The 21,136-nt window shown below is 64.6% G+C and carries 13 protein-coding genes; 7 read left to right on the top strand and 6 right to left on the bottom strand.

All coding sequences use genetic code 11. The annotated features are described in order from the left end of the window. Window positions 1–248 precede the first annotated feature (248 nt). The 3 genes from VWZ81_RS09250 (at window position 249) to VWZ81_RS09260 (ending at window position 3,545) form a co-directional block, all read left to right on the top strand. Window positions 249–2,423, top strand: a complete 2,175-nt coding sequence (locus tag VWZ81_RS09250; protein ID WP_416535236.1) for a YjbH domain-containing protein — start codon at window positions 249–251, stop codon at window positions 2,421–2,423. Further along, the gene (locus VWZ81_RS09255; protein ID WP_416542564.1) at window positions 2,420–3,157 is read left to right on the top strand and encodes a YjbF family lipoprotein; all 738 of its coding nucleotides are present in this window, start codon (window positions 2,420–2,422) and stop codon (window positions 3,155–3,157) included. Before VWZ81_RS09250 ends, VWZ81_RS09255 begins: the two co-directional genes overlap by 4 nt. 181 nt (window positions 3,158–3,338) lie before the next feature. Then, entirely contained in the window at window positions 3,339–3,545 is a 207-nt protein-coding gene (locus tag VWZ81_RS09260; protein ID WP_340547824.1) for a hypothetical protein, read from the top strand. A gap of 184 nt (window positions 3,546–3,729) precedes the next feature. Here the strand turns inward: VWZ81_RS09260 and VWZ81_RS09265 are convergent, their stop codons facing one another. The 5 genes from VWZ81_RS09265 to VWZ81_RS09285 all read right to left on the bottom strand — a co-directional run bounded on the left by VWZ81_RS09265 (window position 3,730) and on the right by VWZ81_RS09285 (window position 12,856). Continuing rightward, window positions 3,730–4,485 (bottom strand): amino acid ABC transporter ATP-binding protein, encoded by a 756-nt coding sequence (locus VWZ81_RS09265; RefSeq protein WP_416542565.1) that lies wholly within the window; start codon window positions 4,483–4,485, stop codon window positions 3,730–3,732. Continuing rightward, entirely contained in the window at window positions 4,482–5,156 is a 675-nt protein-coding gene (locus tag VWZ81_RS09270) for an amino acid ABC transporter permease (RefSeq protein ID WP_340547826.1), read from the bottom strand. Before VWZ81_RS09270 ends, VWZ81_RS09265 begins: the two co-directional genes overlap by 4 nt. Window positions 5,157–5,164: 8 nt before the next feature. Further along, window positions 5,165–5,896 carry an amino acid ABC transporter substrate-binding protein gene (locus tag VWZ81_RS09275; RefSeq protein ID WP_374015690.1) on the bottom strand — a complete coding sequence of 244 codons (732 nt, stop codon included), beginning with the start codon at window positions 5,894–5,896 and terminating at the stop codon, window positions 5,165–5,167. A gap of 283 nt (window positions 5,897–6,179) precedes the next feature. Next, a complete protein-coding gene (locus VWZ81_RS09280; RefSeq protein ID WP_416542566.1) occupies window positions 6,180–10,430 on the bottom strand; it encodes a non-ribosomal peptide synthetase in 4,251 nt (1,416 codons plus the stop codon). A gap of 416 nt (window positions 10,431–10,846) precedes the next feature. Continuing rightward, complete coding sequence (locus tag VWZ81_RS09285; RefSeq protein ID WP_416542567.1) at window positions 10,847–12,856, bottom strand: polysaccharide pyruvyl transferase family protein; 2,010 nt, start codon at window positions 12,854–12,856, stop codon at window positions 10,847–10,849. A 315-nt stretch (window positions 12,857–13,171) separates the two neighbouring features. Here VWZ81_RS09285 and VWZ81_RS09290 point away from each other — a divergent pair, with 315 nt between their 5' ends. Beyond that, window positions 13,172–14,416, top strand: coding sequence for a glycosyltransferase family 4 protein (locus VWZ81_RS09290; protein WP_340547830.1), 1,245 nt, complete (start codon window positions 13,172–13,174; stop codon window positions 14,414–14,416). Window positions 14,417–14,563: 147 nt separating this feature from the next. On the opposite strand, the gene VWZ81_RS09295 is transcribed toward VWZ81_RS09290, so the two are convergent. Beyond that, window positions 14,564–15,340: a helix-turn-helix transcriptional regulator gene (locus tag VWZ81_RS09295; RefSeq protein WP_340547831.1), complete on the bottom strand. Its 777-nt coding sequence runs from the start codon at window positions 15,338–15,340 to the stop codon at window positions 14,564–14,566. Between the two features lie 1,024 nt (window positions 15,341–16,364). Between VWZ81_RS09295 and VWZ81_RS09300 the strand changes: the two genes are divergently transcribed. The 3 genes from VWZ81_RS09300 (at window position 16,365) to VWZ81_RS09310 (ending at window position 21,100) form a co-directional block, all read left to right on the top strand. Then, a complete protein-coding gene (locus tag VWZ81_RS09300; protein WP_416542568.1) occupies window positions 16,365–17,558 on the top strand; it encodes a helix-turn-helix transcriptional regulator in 1,194 nt (397 codons plus the stop codon). Then, window positions 17,555–18,370: a hypothetical protein gene (locus VWZ81_RS09305; protein ID WP_416542569.1), complete on the top strand. Its 816-nt coding sequence runs from the start codon at window positions 17,555–17,557 to the stop codon at window positions 18,368–18,370. Before VWZ81_RS09300 ends, VWZ81_RS09305 begins: the two co-directional genes overlap by 4 nt. 405 nt (window positions 18,371–18,775) lie before the next feature. Beyond that, the gene (locus VWZ81_RS09310) at window positions 18,776–21,100 is read left to right on the top strand and encodes a calcium-binding protein (protein ID WP_416542570.1); all 2,325 of its coding nucleotides are present in this window, start codon (window positions 18,776–18,778) and stop codon (window positions 21,098–21,100) included. Window positions 21,101–21,136 lie beyond the last annotated feature (36 nt).

The following is a 21,136-nucleotide window of genomic DNA, read 5'->3' on the forward strand; positions in this document are numbered from 1 at the left end:
GAATGCGCAGACACTATAGTTTGCCGGTCACAGGTCGATCTCCGGCAGGGGTCGGCGCTGGCCAGATCGTTGATCCGCCTGCGGCTTTTGTGGTCTAACCGGGCCAACCGCGCCCCCGGGGCGCAGAGCTGCGGATCGGCCCGCCGATTCTCGGACCCTCCGAAGCCCCGACCAGACAACAAGGCAGCCCGCCCGTGATCTTTGCTCTTCGATCTCTCCGCGCTTCGGTGCTTCTGCCCTCTGCCTGTGTGGCTGTGCTGGGTCTCAGTCCGGGTCTGGGTGCAGGGGCCGCACAGGCGCAGGATGCGCTCACCGCGCCCAAGCCGGAGGCCCCGCGCTTCAAACCGCTGCCCGCCCCCAGCCTCAATTTCTACGGCTCCCCCGGTCTGGTGGACATGCCAAGCGCCGAAATGCTGCCGGACGGGCAGTTTGCCGCCACCTATTCCTGGTTTGGCGGTCAGGCCCGCTACAATCTGACCTTTCAGGCCACGCCCTGGCTCAGCGCCGCGTTCCGCTACAATGGCATCCAGACCAATGGCGCGCAGATTGCCGGCTTCTCCACCTATTATGACCGCGGCTTTGACGTGCGGCTGCGGCTGCTGCGCGAGGGGCGCTATCGTCCGGCCGTGACCCTGGGCCTGCAGGATTTTGCCGGCACCGGGATTTATGCCGGCGAATATATCGTCGCCACCAAGAATTTTGACACCCCCGCCCTCAGCCATCGCAGCGGGGCCGGGCGGCTGAAGCTGACCGCCGGTCTGGGCTGGGGACGCCTGGGCACCAGCGGATCCATCGGCAGCCTGGCCGGCAGCAGACCGGGGTTCACGGCCGGCAGTACCGGCGGTGAACTGTCCTATGACCAGTGGTTTCGCGGCGAGATGGCGCCTTTTGCAGGTATCGAATGGCTGCCCAATGACCGCTGGGGGCTGAAGGCGGAATATTCCTCCGATGCCTATGTGCTGGAGACCGGCGCTCCGAATGTGTTTGAGCGCAAATCCTCCTTCAGCTTCGGCGCCGAATACCAGGCCAGACCGGGGCTGCGGCTGGGGGCCTATTACCTCTATGGCTCGGAACTGGGGGTGACCGCGCAGATCCAGCTCAATCCGAAACACCCCCCCCAGCCGATGCGGGTGAGCGCGCCGGTGCCGGTGGCGCCGCGCAGCAGCTGGGCCACCGAGGAGGCCCATTGGAGCCGCGACTGGGCCCGGAGCACCCGCGCCAAGACCACCCTGCGGGATCTGATGAGCGCGGCGCTGCAACAGGATGGGCTCATTCTTGAGGCGCTGACCCTGCCCGCAGATGGCACCGAGGCCGAGCTGCGCTATCGCAATCCCCGCTACCGCGCCCAGACCCTGGCCATCGGCCGCGCCGCCCGCGCCATGGCACGGCTGCTGCCGCCCTCGGTGGAGACGCTGAAAATCGTGCCGATGCGCGGTGGGCTGGCGCTGTCGCAGGTGGTGATCCGGCGCAGCGATCTGGAGGCGCTGGAACATCACCCCGACGCCACCGAGGCGCTCTGGGCGGTGACCGGCCTGCAGGAGGCAGGCCCGCTGGCCGGGGAGGCGCTGGTCGCGCAGGATCTCTACCCGGCGTTTTCCACCTCCATCAGCCCCTATACCGCGCCGTCCTATTTTGACCCGGATCTGCCGTTCCGGCTGGATGTGGGGGTGGATCTGAAGGCCTCTTATGCGCCCGCCCCGGGCTGGCGCATCGCGGGCACCCTCCGCCAGCGGGTCTGGGGCAATGTGGCAGACGGGCGCGCCTCCAATTCGGTGCTGCCACGGGTGCGGACAGATGCGAGGGAATATGCCCAATTCGGCACCACGCTGAAAAACCTCTATGTCACGAAGCAATGGCAGATGGGGCGGGATCTCTATGCCCGCAGCACCGTCGGCCTGTTTGAAAGCATGTTTGGCGGCGTCTCGGGAGAGCTGCTGTGGAAACCGGTCTCCAGCCGTCTGGCGCTTGGGATTGAGACCAACTACGTGGTGCAGCGCGATTACGATCAGCGGCTGTCGTTTCGCGATTACAAGACCTTCACCGGCCATGCCTCGGCCTATTACCAGCTCGACAAAGGCTACCATGTGCAGGTGGATGCCGGGCGCTATCTGGCCGGCGATTATGGCGCCACCTTCAGCCTGGACCGCGAATTTGCCAATGGCTGGCGGGTCGGCGGCTTCTTTACCCTCACCGATGTCTCCTCCGAGGATTTTGGCGAAGGCTCCTTTGACAAGGGCTTCCGCTTCAGCATCCCGCTGGACTGGCTTCTGGGCAAACCCAGCCGCAATACATTTGGCATGGTGGTGCGCCCGACCCAGCGGGATGGTGGCCAGCGGGTGCATGTCCCCGACCGGCTTTATGGACAAATCCGCGAGGCCCACCGCGCGCAGCTGACCCGGCAACGGGCGAGGATCTGGGAATGAAGATGTCTGCAACGGGTCACCCCCGGGGGCGTCTGGCCCCGTTTGTCGCCCTGCTGGGGCTGCTGGCGCTGACCGCCTGCAGCCGCGGACCGGACGCGCCGCCCCTGCAGGTCGAACTGTTGCGCAACCTGTCGGACCGGGTTGGCGCCCGGCTGTCCGGGGGCCGGGCGGATCCGGCCGCGCGCCCGCCGCTGACCCGCGCCGGTCTGGATGAGATCAAGGACCCCTATATCGAGGTCACCATCGAGAAAAACGGCGTCTTTGCCTATCTGTCGCGCCAGCAGCTGCGCCGCGATGACAGCCCCGGCACGGTGGCGGTCTGGCGCACCGAGGATAATATCAGCCTGACCCTGCGCAACGGCGTTCTGGTGGCCACCCGCAACCTTGGCAATGACATCCTGTCCAGCTCCGCCCTGGTGGCGGGGGAGACCGGTGGACCTCTGCGCAGCGGCGCCCGGCGCTATCATATCCGCGGGCTCGACAATGACGCCTGGCAACTCGACATGCTCTGCAGCCGCCGCGATCTCGGGGCTGATCCGGTTGTCATCGTGGAGCTGCGCTACCCGACCCGCCACATCGAGGAACGCTGCCAGCCCAGCCAGCCGGGGCGCGGCGGCGAGATCGTCAATGACTACTGGGTAGATTCGCGCAGCGGCCGGGTCTGGCAATCACGCCAATGGGCCGGTCCCAATGTCGGCTATCTGCGCATCCGTCAGCTGACCACCGGCGGCTGATCCGGCCCCGGAGGCTATGAAAAACAGGCGGTTTGGAGCCATATCCGCCAAAATGAGCGATATCTCGGCAACGTCGGAAAAAAAATTCCAGTCCCCGGGATATTGCTGCTAAAAGCTGCGTTGAATTCAAAGGGTAACTCACCTACTCTCAGCTCAACGGTCTCCAAAGGAGTTTTGGATTATGAACAAGTTCTTCGCAGCACTCGCCCTGGCCACCCTGGCCGCAACCACCACCGCCTCCGCTCAGGAAGAAGGCACCCCGACCCTGCTCGGCGGTACCGGTCTTGAGCAGGGCACTCTGATTGCAGGCGGCGTTGCCGCTGCGGTCATTCTGGGTGTGATCCTGAACGACGACGACGAAACCAGCACCACCACCACCACCAACTGATCGCTTGCGATCTGATGGGGTGCGGCAGGATCTGACCTCCGCTCGGCGCGCCTGAGCAGGGCAGGGTGTGGATCCCAGGCTGACAGCGTCTCAGGAATACCCATCTTCGCGATGGAAAAAAGCGGGCCAGTGGCCCGCTTTTTGCGTCTGGATCGTCTGCGATTGATGTCTCCGACGGCGGGCGTCACCCCACCCGGCGCAGAAAGGCCCTTGTGCGCGGATCCTGTGGCGCGTCAAAGATCTGCGCCGGCGGGCCCTGTTCGACAATCCGCCCACCTTCCATGAAGACCACGCGATCGGCGATCTCACGGGCAAACTGCATCTCATGGGTGACGATCAGCATGGTCTGGCGCTCTTCGGCGACCTTGCGCATCAGCGCCAGCACCTCGCCCACCCATTCGGGATCCAGCGCCGAGGTCGGCTCGTCAAACAGCATCAGCTCGGCCCCCAGCGCCATCGCGCGGCCAATGCCGACGCGCTGCTGCTGGCCGCCCGACAGGCTGGCGGGATAGGCATCGGCCTTCTCCGCCAGACCGGTCTCCGCCAGGATCTCCAGCGCGCGGGCGCGGGCTGTGTCGCGGGGCTGCTTCTGAACGGTGACCAGCGCCTCCATGATGTTTTCCGCCGCCGTCTTATTGGCAAACAGCGCATAGTTCTGAAACACGAACCCCGTGCGCCGGCGCAGGGCCAGGATATCGCCCTTGCTGGCGCGGGCGGCATCCACCGCCAGATCGCCGATGCGGATCAGACCGGCATCGGGGGCATCGAGGAAATTCAGGCAGCGCAGCAGCGTCGATTTGCCGGTGCCCGACGGGCCGATGATGACAATACGCTCGCCGGGCTGGATGGTCAGATCGATGCCATCCAGCACCACGCTGTCACCAAATGTCTTGCGCAGCCCGGTGATGGAAATCGCGGTGTCGGATCTTGCATCGCTCATCGTGCATAGGCCTTGTTCAGATGGGTCTCCAAGAGCCGCTGCGCCAGCGACAGCGCCTCCACCAGAATCCAGTAGATCACCGCCACCACCAGGAAGGCCTCGAAATAGAGGAAACTGCCTGCGGCCTCTTTCTGGGTCGCCCCCATCATTTCAGTGACCCCCAGCGTAAAGGCAAGCGAAGTGCCCTTGATCATGTCGATGAAGTAATTGACCAGCGTCGGCGCCGCGATCCGGGCCGCCTGCGGCAGCACGATACGGCGCATCATCTGGCCGCGGGTCATGCCGATCGACTGCGCCGCCTCCCATTGGCTGCGATCGACGCCAAGGATGGCGGCGCGGATGCTTTCGGCCATATAGGCAGCAAAATGCAGGGTCAGCCCCATGATTGCCGCGGTGACCCCGTCAATCTGGGTCAGCACCGACAATACCTGCGGCAGCCCGTAGTAGAACAGGAACAGCTGCACCAGAAGCGGCGTGCCGCGAAAGAAGCTGATGAACAGCACCACCAGCTGGTCCAGCACCGGGATCCGCAGCACCCGTTCCACCGCCAAGAGGGACGCGAGCACCAGTGCCAGCGCCATGGCCACCACCGCCATGAACAGCGTCAGCGGCACATAGCTCAGCAGCACCGGCACCAGCCCCAGCATATAGGCGAGGTCCAACCCCTGCATTTACCGGCTCACTTCTCGACCGCTGCGGTGGCAACCGTGATATCGGTGCCGAACCATGTCTGCGAGATCTCGGCCAGCCTGCCGCTGTCGCGCAGCCGGGTCAGCGCCGCATCCACACGGTCGCGCAGCGCCAGCCCCGCCTCGTCCTGACGGAACGGCAGGGCATTGCGGATCTCGGAGAAGGGCGCGCCGGCCAGCGCCAGCGGCAGCGGGCTTTCCTGGATCAGCTGGGCCGAGGACACCCGGTCCATCACAAAGGCATCGACCCGCCCCAGTGCTGTATCCTGGGCGATATTGGCCTCATAGGTCTTGATCTCGATCTTGTCGGCCTCCGGCAGGTTGCGCAGCAGCGCCTCGAAGTTGGAGCCGAGGTTCACCGCCACGGTCTTGCCCGCCAGATCAGCAGGGCCTGCGATACTGTCCTCATTACCGCGTTTCACCACCACCTGGGCGCCATCAATGACATAGGCTTGGGTAAAGGCGAATTTGGCGCTGCGCTCGGGCGTGATGGTGATCTGGTTGGCGATGGTGTCGATACGCCCGGCATCCAGCGCGCCGATCAGCCCGGAGAAGGACATGGTGACAAATTCCACCTCAAGGCCGGTTTCCTCGGCCACCGCATTCATCACATCCACTTCAAACCCCTGCAGCACATCCTGCCGCACGAAGGTAAAGGGGAAATAGCCGCCCGACATGCCCACCCGCAGCGTGTCGGAGGCAAGGGCTGAGGAGGCGGACATCAGGCTCACGGCGATGGCCGCAGTGCGGGCAAGCCGGACAAATGGTTTCATCATGACAAGGGAATCCTTTTGAGTTCGGCCCCGACCTAATCCCCCTGCGGCCGGGGACCAAGATGTCGCAGGCCCGGAAATGACAAATAAGCCCGCCTGTTCGCAGCCAGACGGCAGGCAGAGAACCAGCCTACGGGACAGACGCCGCAAAGCGGGAACTTGTTCCCTTGTTGGGTCGATTTTCTCGGGTTTGTTCCGATCCGGGCCGGAATGCACCCGGATCTGAGCGGGATCAGCCGGTTTTCCCATCCGCCGAATGCGCCATTAGGCGCGCCATGTGGCGGGCCAGCTGCTGCACATTGGGTGGCTGCAGGATCGACAGATGTGATCCCGGCACCTCGATCAGCTCAAACCCGGCCTCGGCCACCGGCGCCCAGCCCAGCCCCTGGGCCAGCCCTTCGGAGCTGTCAAAAAGATCGTCGCCGGCCCGGAACACGGTCAGCGGCGTGGCCAGCGGCTCCGGCGCGTAATGTTCCACCGACTGCTGGTTTGCCGCGATCAGCGCGTCGATCGTCAGTTCTCCACCACCGCCGGTTTGCTCCAGCCGCCGCCGCTCAACGGCATTGCGCAGCAGATCAATCCGATTACCGACGATATGGCGCAGATAGGCAGGCCCCATGCGCCGGAGCAGCTGCAGATGGGCGCCCAGCCTGGCCCGGCCCTGTACCCGGCTGCGCCCGGCCGGCCCTTCGGCATCAAACAGCGCCACCAGCCCCAGCTCGCGTCCCGCCGCCAGCAGCTGACGCGCCAGTTCAAAGGCGAAATAACTGCCCAGAGACACCGCCGCCAGATGCACAACCCCGCTGGGGTAATGGGTCTGGATCTCGTCCAGATACATCTTGGCGGTGGTCCGCACCCCGGTGGGGGTGTCATCATCCAGCAGGCCGATGCTCAGCCCGTAGACCGGCTGGTCGGGGCCAAGGGCACGGGCCAGCGGGCGATAGAATTCCTCGTTGCGGCCCAGCACATGCACGCCAAACAGCGGCGGCCGCGCCGCGCCATCCTGGATGATCACCAGATGATCGGGCAGGCTGCGGCCTTCCGGTGTTTCCCTCGCGCCGGTCTGTTCCCCGTTCTGCTCCGACTCCAGCGCCGCCGCCAGGGCGCGGGGGCTGGGGGTCAGATGCAGCGCCGCCAGGCTCAGCCGCTGGCCCAGATCCGCCTCGATCCGGCCAATCAGCCGCATCGCCAGCAGCGAATGGCCGCCGCGGTCATAAAAACTGTCATCCGCCGCCAGATCGGGCTGGCCCAGGATATCGGCCATCATCTCCGTCAGCTGCCGGGCCAGCGGCGAGGGCGGGGCAGAGGTGTCAACCGCCGCTCCAGCGTCCCGCCGCAGACGCAGACCGAGCGCCCCTGCGGCCTGCTCCGGGGCGGGCAGGGCGGCCATGTCGATCTTGCCCCCTGCGGTGCGTGGAAACTCTGCCAGCGCCACCAGCGCCGGACGCATATGGGCGGGCAGATCGCGCTGCACCACCTGCTGCAACGGGCCGAGATCCCATTGGCCATCGCCCGTCTGCGCCACGCCCCGGACCCAGCAGCAGAGCTGCGCCGCAGGCCCATCCTTGCCCCGGACCGCCGCCAGCGCCTGCACCCCGGGACAGGCGCGCTCCAGCACCTGTTCGACATGGCGCAGATCAATGCGAAAGCCGCGCAGCTTGACCTGCCGGTCCTGCCGCCCGAGAAAGGCCAGCGTGCCATCCCCCCGCCAGGCAGCGCGATCCCCGGTGCGATAGATCCGCGCCGCCGCGCGCTCTGCTGCAAAGGGGTCGGGCCGGAACGCCTGCGCGGTGTCCTCGGGGCGGCCGATATAACCATCGCTCACCGCCAGGCCGCCAATCCACAGATCCCCGGCCACCCCTGCGGGGGCCAGGCTGCCATCAGCGGCCAGCACATAGGCGCGGGCATGGGCGGTGGGGCGGCCGATGGGCACATCCTCCTCCGCATCAACCGGGCCGCCCGGATCATGCAGCGTGCAGGTGATGGTGGTTTCCGTCGGCCCGTAGCCATTGAGCCAGCGCACCCCCGGCGCCAGCTGCTGCCAGCGCGCCAGCGCCTGCGGGCTGACCTGCTCCCCGCCGACGATCACCAGCCGCACCGAGGGCGGCAGGCTGCGGCCACTGTCGGCCATCACATCGCACAGCACATGCCAGAAGGCGGTCGGCAGGTTCAGCACCGTCAGCTCCAGCGCCGCCACCCGGTCCAGAAACAGCCCCGGCGCGCCGATCATATCGGGCGCGCGCAGCACCACGCAGGCGCCGGCCAGGAGGCTGGGCAGCACCTCCTCGATGGCGACATCAAAGGACAGGCTGGCAAATTGCAGCATCCGGTCGCTGGCCTGGAGGTCAAAGGCGGCGGTGATGGCGCTGGCATGGGCCAGAAGCGCCCGCATCGGCACCCGCACCCCCTTGGGTTTGCCGGTGGACCCGGAGGTATAGATCACATAGGCCAGCCGCGCCGGATCCGGCGCGGGGCGGATCGGCGCTGCGGATCGGGGCTGCGCCTGCCCGGCCCCGGGCGGGATCCAGACCAGCCCGTTTGAGGTCAGCGCCGTCTCATGTTGAGGAGCCTGATCGGCGGATTCACCCATGTCAGAGCCTGAAACGGTGCCATGATCCGGCCCGCCGATGCCCAGCCGGGTGCCGCTGTCCTCCAGCATATGGGCCATCACCGCCGCCGGGTAGGTGGGGTCCACCGGCAGGAAGGCGGCGCCAACCTTCAGCACCGCCAGCATCGCAATGATGAACTCCGGGCTGCGCGGCAGGCAGATGGCAATGATATCGCCGGCCTCCGCCCCCTGCGCCTGCAGAACCCCCGCCAGTTGATCGGCGCGGGCCTGCAGATCTCCATGGCTCAGCAGCGCCCCGTCCGGGGCCATCTGCAGGGCCGGGGCCTCAGGCGCCCGCGCCGCCGTGGCCTCCAGCCGGGTTGCCATACAGGGCGGGGCCGCTGCCATATCCTGCGCCAGCCTCTGCGCCAGCGCCGGATCCGGGCGGCCCTGTCGCACCAGCTGCGTGACCTCCGCCTCCGGCAGCATCCCCAGATCGCGCAGGGCCATGCCCGCGGGCGCTGTGGCGAGGCTCTGCAACAGCTGGCACAGGTGATCCAGCATCCGCTCCACCTGTGTGCCCGGCAGCACCTCGGGATCATATTCCAGCATCAGCAGCGGCTGTTCATCGCCATAGACCGCCAGGGTCAGCGGCATCGCGCCCTCTTCGCGAAGTTCCACCCGGCGGTGCCGCCAGGGGGTCTGCGGATCGGCGCCGCCGAGACTGCGCATCCGCTCGTTCAGACTGTCGCGTTCGAACATCACCATGCTGTCAAACAGCGGCACGCTGCCCGGCAGCCCGCACCAGTCGCGCATATCCGCCAGCGCGGCATGTTCATGATCGCGCAGCGCCACCGCATCGCGGCGCAGGCGCGCCAGCAGCCCGTCAACCGTCTCGCCCCCCGACAGATGCAGATACAGCGGCACCGTATTGATCAGGCAGCCCACCGTGCGCCCGCAGCCCTCCAGAAGATAGCGCCCCGATCGGGTGACCCCGAAGAGCGCCGTTTCCCGCCCGCTCCAGCGCGCCACCAGAAGCCCCCAGGCGGCATGGACCATATTGGCCAGGGTGGCCGCGCCGCCGCCCTCTGTCGCCGTGACCGCGCCTGCGCGCTGCATGAGGGCGCGGCGCAGCTCGGCCGGCAGATGTCGCTGCAGGATCCGCTTGCGCCCGGGGCTGTCCTGCGGTGTGTCGGCCGGCAGATCCGCCAGCCGGGCAATCTGATTGGGGGTTTCGAACCCCTTGAGGTGATCCTGGAAAAACGCCCGGCTTTCCGCCCGCCCCGAGACCTCCGCCACGGCCGGGCTGAAGGCGTCAAAACCGGTCACCGGCGCGGTCTCGGCAGGCAGATCGCCCGCGCTCAGCGCCGCAAAGACATCCTCCAGCACCACCGCCATGCTGCGGCCATCGACCAGCACGTGGTGGATGGTCCAGACCATCACCGACCGCTCCGGCCCCAGCCGCGCCAGCAGCACCCGCCAGGACACCGCCTGCTCCAGCGCGCAGCCCCGGTTGCGATCCTCGGCCAGGAACCGTTCCAGCCGGGCGGTCTGATCCTCCGCCCCCAGCCCCTGCCAGTCCTCGGTCTCCACCGTGACCTGCGCCGCGGCCACGGCCACCGGCGCCACCTGCAGCACCGGCTGCGGGCGGCCCTGCCACAGCACCGCGCTGCGCAGCACCGGATGGCGGGCGCAGACCTGCTGCCAGGCCGCCTGCAGCGCCTCGGGCGCGGGCGCCTCGGCGTCCAGATGCACCACGATCTGTTCCAGATTGACCCAAGGTCGGCCGGCAGCCGCGCTTTCATAAAGCAGCCCCTGCTGCATCGGCGTCAGGGGGATATCCCGCGCCCCGTCCACCACAGACGCTGCCTGAAGATCCGTCTCGCCCATCGCAGATGTCGAGCCAGGCTTAGCTGCCTGTGAAGTACCGGTCATGATGCCCCCTACCTGGCATCGGGCCTGGGCCAACCCGCGCCATACTTTCGATCCTGTGCCGCGCCCAGGTGGTCTGGGTATCACGTCACTCTTAACATCCACCTGTCTGCGGCCCTTCCGGCCCGGCTTCCGATGATGCCGACCGCAGGACCAAAGGCTACCAGATCAAACGGCAGACGAACAATAAAACACCACCCGGCCACGATCACATCTCCGTCTGATCCGGCAAGATAGGGAATTTGTCGCACCCCAGTTCGGAATGTGCTCCGGGTGTAAAAAAGCTCCTTAATCAATCTTATGTTAAATTACTGCACATTCACCGCGTCGCGGCGATATATTCAGCGGGCAGATGTGACAAAGGCCGCCTGTCAGGCGGCCTTTGTATCTGGGTTCGACATGACACCAGCAGCAGCGGATCATTCCGCCGGGGTTTTCTGGGCAACCAGCTCCCCCAGCACCTGCTCCAGCGCCGCCGCGTCGCCGCCGCGCAGGCAGGTCAGCACGGTCCGGGGCAGACGGCGCTTGGCGCGCAGCAAAGGGGTCACCGGGCGCTTGCTGTCATGGGACAGCTCGGCGTTGATCAGCCGCGATCCGGCCGCCGCGCGCAGCCGCTCCACATGAGCCAGATCCAGCGGATGATCGCCGTGGATGGCATAGATCCGGGCCGCCCGGTCACAGCCGCTGCAGCCATCGCGGTAGCCACTGCTCCAGTCCAGCTTGCGCGCCGCCGGGAAACGGGTCTCTCCGGGGATCAGATCCTCGGCCAGGGTGGTGATCGGCTGCAGCGCCACCACGTTTTTCGCGCCGATCAGGTCGGCAAAGGCCATGGCGCCAAAGGCCCCCATACCGGAGCCCAGCACATGCACCTTGTCAAACCCAGCCATCCAGGCGCGGGTGTCCGGTGCCCGGAAATACTGTTCCAGATCCAGCGGACGGTACCAGTTCTGCTGATGCGGCAAGACCGACAGCACCGCATAGCCGGATTTGATCAGGAAACGCTCGCCAAAGCCCGGACGCAAGGGATCCTTGCGGTCCAGCGCCTGGCCTGCCCCTTCAAAGGTGACAACCAGCTCCCGCGCGCCCTCCGGATGCAGCCGCCGCATGGCATAAGACGGGGTCAGCGTGGTGGTGGGCCACAGCCCCTCTGGCAGCGCTTCTTCGGGGGCCTTCTGGCTGCGGATGGCGCCCAGATGGCCTTGCCGGTCCACCGCAGGCACCGGCTGCGGCTCGTCGGGCACGATGGTGTCGACCTCCAGCCCGTGTTCGGCCAGCGCCGCCACATATTCGGCATGCCGCTGGCGATAGGTCGCCTTCATCGTGTCCAGCATCTCGGGCGACAGATATTCATCCAGCGTCGCCTTCAGCCCCTTGCGCATGAATTTCTGCGTGTTCAGCGCCGGCAGGCCGAAATGTTCGGTCAGCTCGGCCACCCGGTTGTCATGCTTGAGGAAAATCGCCGGCTGACCCGCCTGCAGGGCCGCCACGCCACCGTGGAACCGGTCGCCGATATAGACATCATGCAGCATCGCCGCCTGCCGCCAGGCGCCAGCCTCGGAGAAGTAATAATAGCGGTTGAAATCGACCTTATGGCCGCATTTGCGGCTCAGCCAGCGATTGAGCATCTCGGGCTGGGCAATATTATTGCCCTCATTATAGCCAAACCGGTCCGTGATGAATTTACCATAGGCAAAGATCTCATCCTGGAACACATAAGAGGCGTCGATCTTGTCGAACGCCTTGGCCAGTTCGGTGCCGCGTTCAACGATGGCGCCGTCGCGCATGGAGAAATGGCCTGCGGTCATCACATTGGCCTGACGCCCCTTGGCCTGGGCCGCGGCCCCGTCGATGGCCATGATCGACTGCGGATAGACATAGAGACTGGGGCAGCCCAGCACGGTGGTGTTCTCCAGCCCGTTGTTGGCCAGCCACTCTGCCGTCTGGGTGCCGCGCACCCCAAACAGATTGGCCCGTTCATTGAGCAGCGCCAGAAGATCGCGGTTGCCCGGCAGCAGGTCCTCAAACGCATGGCTGCCCTGCATCCCGGCCCCCAGCACCACAAAAGGCACCCGCCCATCCAGCGCCTCCAGCGCGGTAAACAGCCGGATACCATCGTGATTGGGGCGGATGAAATTGGCCAGTGACACCACGATCATGTCGAAATGCTCGGCGATGGTCTCGGCATAGCCCTCACCGAGGTTCTTCTGCAGATTGGCGATATTGCCCACCGCCGACCCATCCGGGTCCTTGCGCAGGCTGCGCGCCGGGGCTTCGGCATGGATGATATTGCCGCGATTCCCGGTCAGCCGATGCGCCGGTTTCAGACCGAACAATGTGTCCGTCACCGTCGGCGGCACCCCCAGGATACTGGAGAGTGCCGGATCCGGACGGTGGACCGAAAGCACGGGAGCGTGGAAAAGGATTCTCATATATCACCAGATGTTACTCGCCATAGCCTCCACAAACGGATGGTATGGCCTATTGAAAATAGGGGATCGGCAACCGCGCTTTGGCGTCTCCGGCGGCCGCAGCCCCCGGGATTGCTGCGTTGCGCGCATGTTAGCGCCATGACCTCTGGGGACAAGCCCGGAAAACCCGGCAGAGGCCCCTGGTGGTGAAACCCTGCCCATGGGGGCGCCCCGCGCACCCGCGCGCCTGGACGTACTGGACGCCCGGCCAGATCTCCCCGCCCGCGCCCCGCCGAAAGGGTTGCGCCTGCCGCCCTCTCGCGGCATGGATAGGGGATGAAATTTCTCTTTGTGCACCAGAACATGCCCGGCCAGTACCGGGAGATGATCCAGTGGCTGGCCGATCAGGGCGAGCATGAGATCGTGTTTTTGACCCAGCGGAATGATGTGAAGCTGCCCGGGGTCACCACCGCAACCTACAGCAGCCATCACCAGCCTGCCGCCGATGCCTACGGGCTGTCCAAGGACTGGGAGGCGGCAGCCGGCAATGGCATTGGCGCCGCCCTCGCCGCGCGCCAGCTGGAGGCCAGGGAAGGCTTCAAGCCCGATATCATCATCGGCCACACTGGCTGGGGGGAGCTGACCTTCATGAAAGAGGTCTGGCCGGATGTGCCGATCATCGGCTTCTTTGAATATTTCTACCGCACCACTGGCGGGCTGGTTGGCTTTGACCCGGAAAATCCCCCCGGCGAACACGCAGGGTTCTTTGCCCATGCCCGCAACACCGTGCCCTTTGCCAATATCGAGGTGGTCGATCTGGGCCACAGCCCGACCTACTGGCAGCGCGACCGCTTCCCCAAGAGCTTTCACGACAAGATCTACGTCAGCCATGACGGCATCCGCACCGACCGGCTGCAGCCGGACCCACAGGCCAGCATCGGCCTCGGCCGCCTACCCCGGCCGCTCAGCCGCGACGATGAGGTGATCACCTATATCGCCCGCAATATGGAACGCGCCCGTGGTTTTCACGTGATGATGCGCGCCCTGCCCAAGATCCTGTCGGAACGCCCCAATGCGCGGATCCTGATGATCGGCGGCAATGAGACCTCCTATGGGCGCGAAAGCACCCATCCCGCAGGGCTGCGCGGCGAGATGGAGGATGAGCTGGGCGACAGCGTCGACTGGAGCCGGGTGCATTTCCTCGGCCGGGTGCCTTACAGCGATCTGTGCAAGATCATCCGCATCAGCCGCTGCCACATCTATCTGACCATGCCCTTTGTGCTCAGCTGGTCGTTGCTGGAATCGATGTCGATGCAGGCCACTGTCGTCGCCGCCGATGTGGAACCGGTGCGCGAGGCGGTGACCCATAATGAGACCGGCATGCTGGTGGATTTCTTTGATCCCGGCGCGCTGGCCGATCAGGTGGTGGATGTGCTGGCCAATCCCGGCGCCTATGCCCATCTCGGCCCCAATGCCCGCGCCCATGTGGTGGAAACCTACGATTTCCTGACCCGCTGCATGCCCGAGCACGCCCGCCAGATCAACGCGCTGCTGCCTGCGGGCAAACAGCTGAAGATCTGACACCCGGGCCGGCAACCGCCCAGTCTGTAACAGTTCGGTCCGCAGCAGAGTATCCGGGGATGATCTGCGTCGACCCGGGATCCAGCCCCCCAGCATGGATCCATGGCCGACGCAGCCCCGACCTGCCCGGCCCACCAGATGGTGGGATCAGGACAGGAATTGCTCCGACGCCCAGATCGCGGCCTGGGTGCGGTTCTTGGCACCGACCTTGCGAAAACAGGTGCGCAGATGCACCTTCACCGTGGCCTCGCAGATGCCCAGCTCATTGGCGATGGATTTATTGGTGGCGCCGTCGATCAGCTTGGTCAGGATCAGCCATTCGCGTCCCGACAGCCCGCGCGCCGCAGCCGAGGCCGGCATCCGGCGCAGGTCCACTGGCAGGGGATCGGCCGGAACACCGTTGGGTTTCCCCTTGTTAGAGCCTGCCTCAGACAGGCTCCCATTGACCCGACCGTCCAGGGTCACCGCCGCAAAATCCGCAGAGGCGCCGAGGGTTTCCGCCGCCTGGTCGCCGCTGGATGTGGTCACATCCGCCGCCCGCAGCGCCGCGGAAATATCCGATGGCACGATCCGATAGCCGCTTTGCACCACCCGCAGCGCCGCAATCAGCGCCTCGGCCGATTTGCGTTGCGGGATCACCGCCTCGGCATAGGCGCTGAGCGCATTCTGCATGCTGGTGGAACATTCGCGCCCCATGATCAGGATCAGCAGAGAGGCGTCATTGCCCTCTTTGAACTGGCGCAATTCCTCCACCAGCTCCGGTCCGGTTTCATGGCTGTAATATAAAACCAGATCATCCACCCCCAGCCCGGAGAGCGTCGAAAGCTCATCGCAGCAGGTGCCGATCTGGTAGTCGTTGCTCTGGCAAATGGCGAGGAACATGTCGCGTAACAAGCGACTTTCGCCCACAATATGAACAGGCATGATATACCCCCATACTCTTAAAAAACTGATCCAAACACGATCAGATGGTCTCAATGAATGATCTCCGGAACAGGGAGGTCACCGGGCTTTTCTGCGGGTTTGGAACACCCCGCCCTGGCCCTCGCGGTGCTGTTGCGACCCCCGTCACAGATGGCACCCCGGTGTTGTCTTATGTCTTGTGTTTTTGTCCTTTCGATCAGATGAGCGCCGCATTGCGACCCGGCCGACCAAGGGAACGCCTCAGCCGCCTGCCCGCAGGCCATCTCTCAGCTCCCCGCTGCAGCCCCCCCTATCACGGGGAAGTTTCACAGGGCCTGCTGTTCAGGCGGGCCTCCTCCAGGCCAGCCCCCTAAAATGCCGGGGCCAAATATCACGCCCCCCTGCCTCCAAATTGCAGCCCGTATCAGCGCTGCACCGCTATGCGGCACTCCAAAATAGCCCGAATCCATCCGTTTTTGTCAAAAAACTTACCCATTGGCGAAATGTTGGCGCCACCAGAACCAAAGCCTAAAGTATTGTTTTCGATATAGGCTTTTGTTTTATCAACAAGAATATCCTCAGGGCGGGCAAATCCAAAGATGTGCGAATTCCTTAATTATGATCCGCCTCGGGCCGGTTTCTACAACCTAATGGTGTTCAATCTTCGCGAATCCTACCGCAGGAGATGGAATCACCCTTCCTTTGTTGCGCCCCCGCCCGGATCCTTACCCCCTCCGAGGTAGTTCTCCTTGAGCCCTTCACTCAGGCGGCGGATCTTTGCCAATATATAATCATTTGAAAAATAATAATATTATGGAAGATACCGAATTGGCTCTTCGCCGTGACTTGTGGCTTACCCTGCGTCACCACACCAGATATTGATTAAAACTCAACCCTCTGTGGGTTCGCCCGTTGGTTGATCGCAAGGACAGCCCAAACCAACAGCGAATCGTCACATCCGAAGGGGTACGCCCTCTGCACAATTTGACGGCACCGGTGATATGCTAGGCTGGGACATATTCGTTTTGATATGCCGGGGGGCAATATGAATGTGTTCGGGGGCGCCGTGATCCACACGGGCGAGATCGCTTTTGCGCGATCGTTTCAAAGACAAGTTTCATCCATCACCACCACCGCCATTGCCGAGATCGACTGCACCGGGCCTGCCCGTCTGCTGGTGACCACATGTCTTGTGACCAGCGGCGACGGGGCCAGCAGCGACGGGGCCAGCGGTGCCGGATCCGCATCACGATCCGCAGCCGGGTCGCGGCCGAAACCGCCCAGGGAGGATCTTCGCTCCCTGCTGCGCAGCGGGCCGCTGATCCATTGCACCCAGCTGCATGATCCGCAGAGCCATCCCAACGCCTGGCCCGACTGGCTGGATCCCGCTGCCCTGCGTGCGGATGGCTCTGGCCACAGGTCTGGCCGCTGGGTGGTGTTTGCCTGCCGTTTTGCCGATGGCAGCGAAGACCGGGTCGCGCTGCATCTGGAAGGCAGCCAGCATGACAGCCATTGCGCCGATATCCTGCCTGCCATCTGGCCGCTCACCCGCGAGGATGCGCTGCGCGAGATGCTCGCCGGCACACCGGCGCCGGAGCTGGCCCTGGAGGCCTCCGAAACCTCCGAAGCGATGCTCTGGACAATTTCCACCAAAAGCGACAGCGCGGTTCTGGTGCTGGACAGCTCGGGCCGACTGCTGGATTGCAATGGGGCCGGCTGCGACATGCTGGCGGCAGGCAATCTGCTGTGCAACAGCGACGGCGTGCTGCGCTGTGCCAACAGCCGGGAAACCCGGGCGTTTTACGCAGCCGTGCAGGAATGCGCGCGCACCCCGACCCAAGCAGCCGCCGGATCCCATGTGCCCGGCGGCGGGGCCAGCCAGGAGCTGATCCTGTTTCTGCAGGATGCCAGCTCGGGAATGCGGCTGCCGGTCTCGCTGACCTGCTATCTCTGTGCCGACACCCGGCGGGCGCTGGTGGTGGCGATCCTGCCGCGCCAGCCCGATCAGCAGCGGATCGAGATGCTGGCGCAGAAAATGGGGTTGTCGCCCTGCGAGGCCCGGGTTGCGGCGCTGATCCAGCTGGGGCTGTCCAACCGCGAGGCTGCGCATATTGCGGGCATCAAGGAACAGACCTTCAACACCTATGCCAAGCGGGTGATGTCCAAGCTTGAGGTGGCCGGGCGCACGGAAATGGCGCAGCGGCTGACCTGGCAGGCCTCTCTGGGGAGAGCGTCATGAACAAGGTAACCCATGAAAGCCTCACCCAGGGGCCACCCGCACCGGTCGCGCCAACCGCGGCCTCGATCGGCGCCGCAGCCCTGGCCGCCCAGGACCGCCGCGCGGCAGACCCCGCCACAGGATCGACCACGGATGCGACCAGAAACACCGGCAAGGCCAAGTCGGCAGCCGGATCAGAAACCGCAGCCGAGCCGGCATCAGATATCGAGATGGAGAGCACCACGGATCAGACCACGCAGAACACCGACAAGCCGCGCCCCGACGGGGAGCCGGCCCATGCAGAAGCCACATCGGAGGCCGCCGCCCACAGGCTCGCCCCGGCGGATCTGGACCAGCTGGCCGCCCATCTGCGCGGCGGCCCCCAGCCTCTGGCCGGGCGCGGCGATCTCATCGAGCTGCACAAGCGGATCACGGCGATGTTCGCCACCCTCAACGACGGGCTGGGTGAGATCTACACCCGGAAGGCCGAGGCGGATCGCAAGGCGCTGAGCGCGCGCATCGACACGCTGGAGGAGGCGGTGAACCGGATGGAAGGGGCGCTGCGGATCGAGCTGGAGCCGGTGCTGCGCAACAGTTTTGCCAGGGTGCTGGCCGACAGCTCCGCCCACCGCCGCAGCCTGCGGCAGCGGCTGGCACGCGGGCTTGGCCAGGGCGGATATCTTGCGCTGATCCTGGCGCTCGGGCTGGCGGCGGGCACGCTCTATCACAGCCGGATTTCCGCCGCTGCCGGCACGGCCTGGAGCGAGGCGCAGATCCATTGGGCCAGCCTTGTCCGTTTTGTTGAAACAACCAGAGAAGATCCGGGCCAATAAGCAGGGAGACGGCCTGGCGATATCTGCAAATAATAGACTCTAACAAAGGATAAAGAGTCTTTCTCTTTCGGGGGTGCGACATCCCTCCGGGCCGGACTGCTGTCCCAAATCCCCGGCCCGGAAAAGATGCGTCGGACGGCTTTGGTGCCTGTCCCACATATCTCGCAGAAGAGCCCGCCGGGCATCTGATGCCGCACCCCCGGAAATCGACAATTTGAGGAAAATTTGTCCCCATTTGGGGGCATCCACCCCACCCGATTTGCGATGCAATCACCATCAGAGACCCAAGCGGTCTTTTGGTACTGGTCAGGTCCCACACCCAATTTCCCCTGGCCAGATTTCTAAAGGGGGTCGCGTCGGGGGGCGCATCACACTCCCGGTATATTAATTAGGAGGATGTTTAAGATGGGTAGACCAGACGAAGGCTCACCATGGGAAGAGTGCAATCCAGACTGCGAGATCATCTTTGACGAGGACAATAAATTCAGTCCCAATTACAATGATGGCACCACGGAACGTGGCGGTCGCGATGGCAATGTCATCAATCTGAACGACCATGATGCCGGCGACAACGCCGCAGCTGGCGGCGGCAATGATGCGGTCTATGGCAACGAGCGCAACAACCGGCTCGATGGTCAGTCCGGCCAGGACTATATCGAAGGCCGCGGCGGCAATGACGCCATCAATGGTGATGGTGGCAATGATACCCTTTACGGGGGCAATGGCACCAACGTGACCCGCGACGGCAACGACTGGATCGATGGCGGCGATGGCTGCGATTACATCGATGGCGAAAACGGCAATGACTCGCTGCTGGGCGGCAAGGATCAGGATACGGTCTTTGGCGGCAATGGCGACGACCAGATCTTTGGGGATGAAGGCGGCAAGGGCGATGGCTCCGGCGACGCCGGCGATTACCTCTATGGGGATCTGGGCGACGACTGCATGGACGGCGAAGGCGGCGACGACTGCATGTGGGGTGACCGCGGCGGCCGCGCTGGCGAATCCATCTATGACGGCGACGACACCATGTATGGCCGCGGCGGCAATGACCGGATGAACGGTCAGGGCGGCGACGACCGTATGGCCGGTGGTCTGGGCGACGACCTGGTGATCGGCGGCTCCGGCGATGACGAGATGTTCGGCGACGAACGTCAGTCCCAGGGCGACGATCTCGACTTTGGCTCTGACAGCGGTCCGGTTGGCAAAGGCCCCAATGAAGACGGCAATGACTGCATGCTGGGTGGCGATGGCCATGACACCATGGATGGTCAGGGTGGCATGGACACCATGTTCGGCGAAACCGGCGACGATCTGATGCAGGGCGGCCGCGGCCGTGACCTGATGGATGGTGGCGAAGGCCGTGACGACGTCAATGGCGATGCCGGCAAGGACACTCTCCGCGGCGGCAGCAACAATGACGTGCTCGAAGGCGGTGCCCAGGGCGATTTGATCTTTGGTGACCATGCCCGGGTCAAGGGCTATGGCGACATCGATTGGGATTGCTGCGACGACGACCCCAAAACATCGGTCGAGGCCTCAGCGCATACCAGCGATGAAACCGATCTGCGTCCCGTCGACTGCCCGGACTGCTACACACCGCAGGACGGTGGCGAAGCCGGCAATGACCGCATCCGCGGTGGCTCCGGCCATGACACCATGTTCGGCGAAGAGGGCAATGACGTCATCATCGGCGGCCGTGGTTTCGACCTCGGATATGGGGGTATCGGCCGGGATCGTCTTTATGGCAACCAGGGCAATGACACCCTCTATGGCAACGAAGGCGACGACTGCGTCCACGGCAATGTCGGTGATGACGTGCTGTTCGGCAACGCCGGCAACGACACCGTCAAAGGTGGCGATGGCGATGACCTGATCTACGGCAACAATCACGCCGATACGCTCTATGGTGATGCCGGCAATGACACCATGTATGGCGGTCATGGCAATGACCTGATGCATGGCGGCACCGGCAATGACGTCATGAGCGGCGGCGACGGCGAAGACACCGTCAACGGCGATGATGGCGACGATCTGCTGATGGGCGACAACCGTGCCGACGAACTGAATGGCGGCGACGGCGATGACGTCCTTCTGGGCGGCAACGGTGGCGATGACCTGAACGGCGACAATGGCAACGACTGCCTCTATGGCGAAGTTGGCAATGACGATCTGGACGGTGGCCGTGGCCATGACTTCCTGGATGGCGGTGAAGGCAATGACACCCTCTACGGCGGCGACGGCAACTTCAACGACTACCTGAAAGGTGGCGCGGGAGATGACGATCTGACCGGTGGCAACGGCAAGGATGTCTTCATCATCGACCTGACCTGGGACGGGGCTTCCTTCAGCTCCGGCGATGGCATCGACTGCATCAATGACTTTGACATTGATGAGGACCACGATGTGCTGGCCTTCCGCGTCACCAATATCGACGCTGGTGCAGGCACCTCGTCAGAGGCGGCCTTTGGCGCCCTGAATGGCGTGGCCAGTGTTTCGGATGATGGCACCGACACCACCATTTCTGTTGGTGGCGCCACCGTGGTCATCAAGGGTCTGACCAATGCCAATGGCTACACCTCCCTGGGACAGGACGCCCTGCCCTCTGGCGGTGTTGGCATCAATGCGGTCGGCACCGGCGACGCCGGCAGCTACGAGCCGATCCGGGTCGTGGCCAGCGATGACGGCTTTGACGACAGCTATGACAACATCTGGGGTCATACGCTCTGAGCCATAAGGAATGATCCTCCCGGGTGGCGGCCGCCA

The organism is Phaeobacter sp. JH20_34 (assembly GCF_048056095.1).
Classification (GTDB): Bacteria; Pseudomonadota; Alphaproteobacteria; order Rhodobacterales; family Rhodobacteraceae; genus Phaeobacter; species Phaeobacter bryozoorum.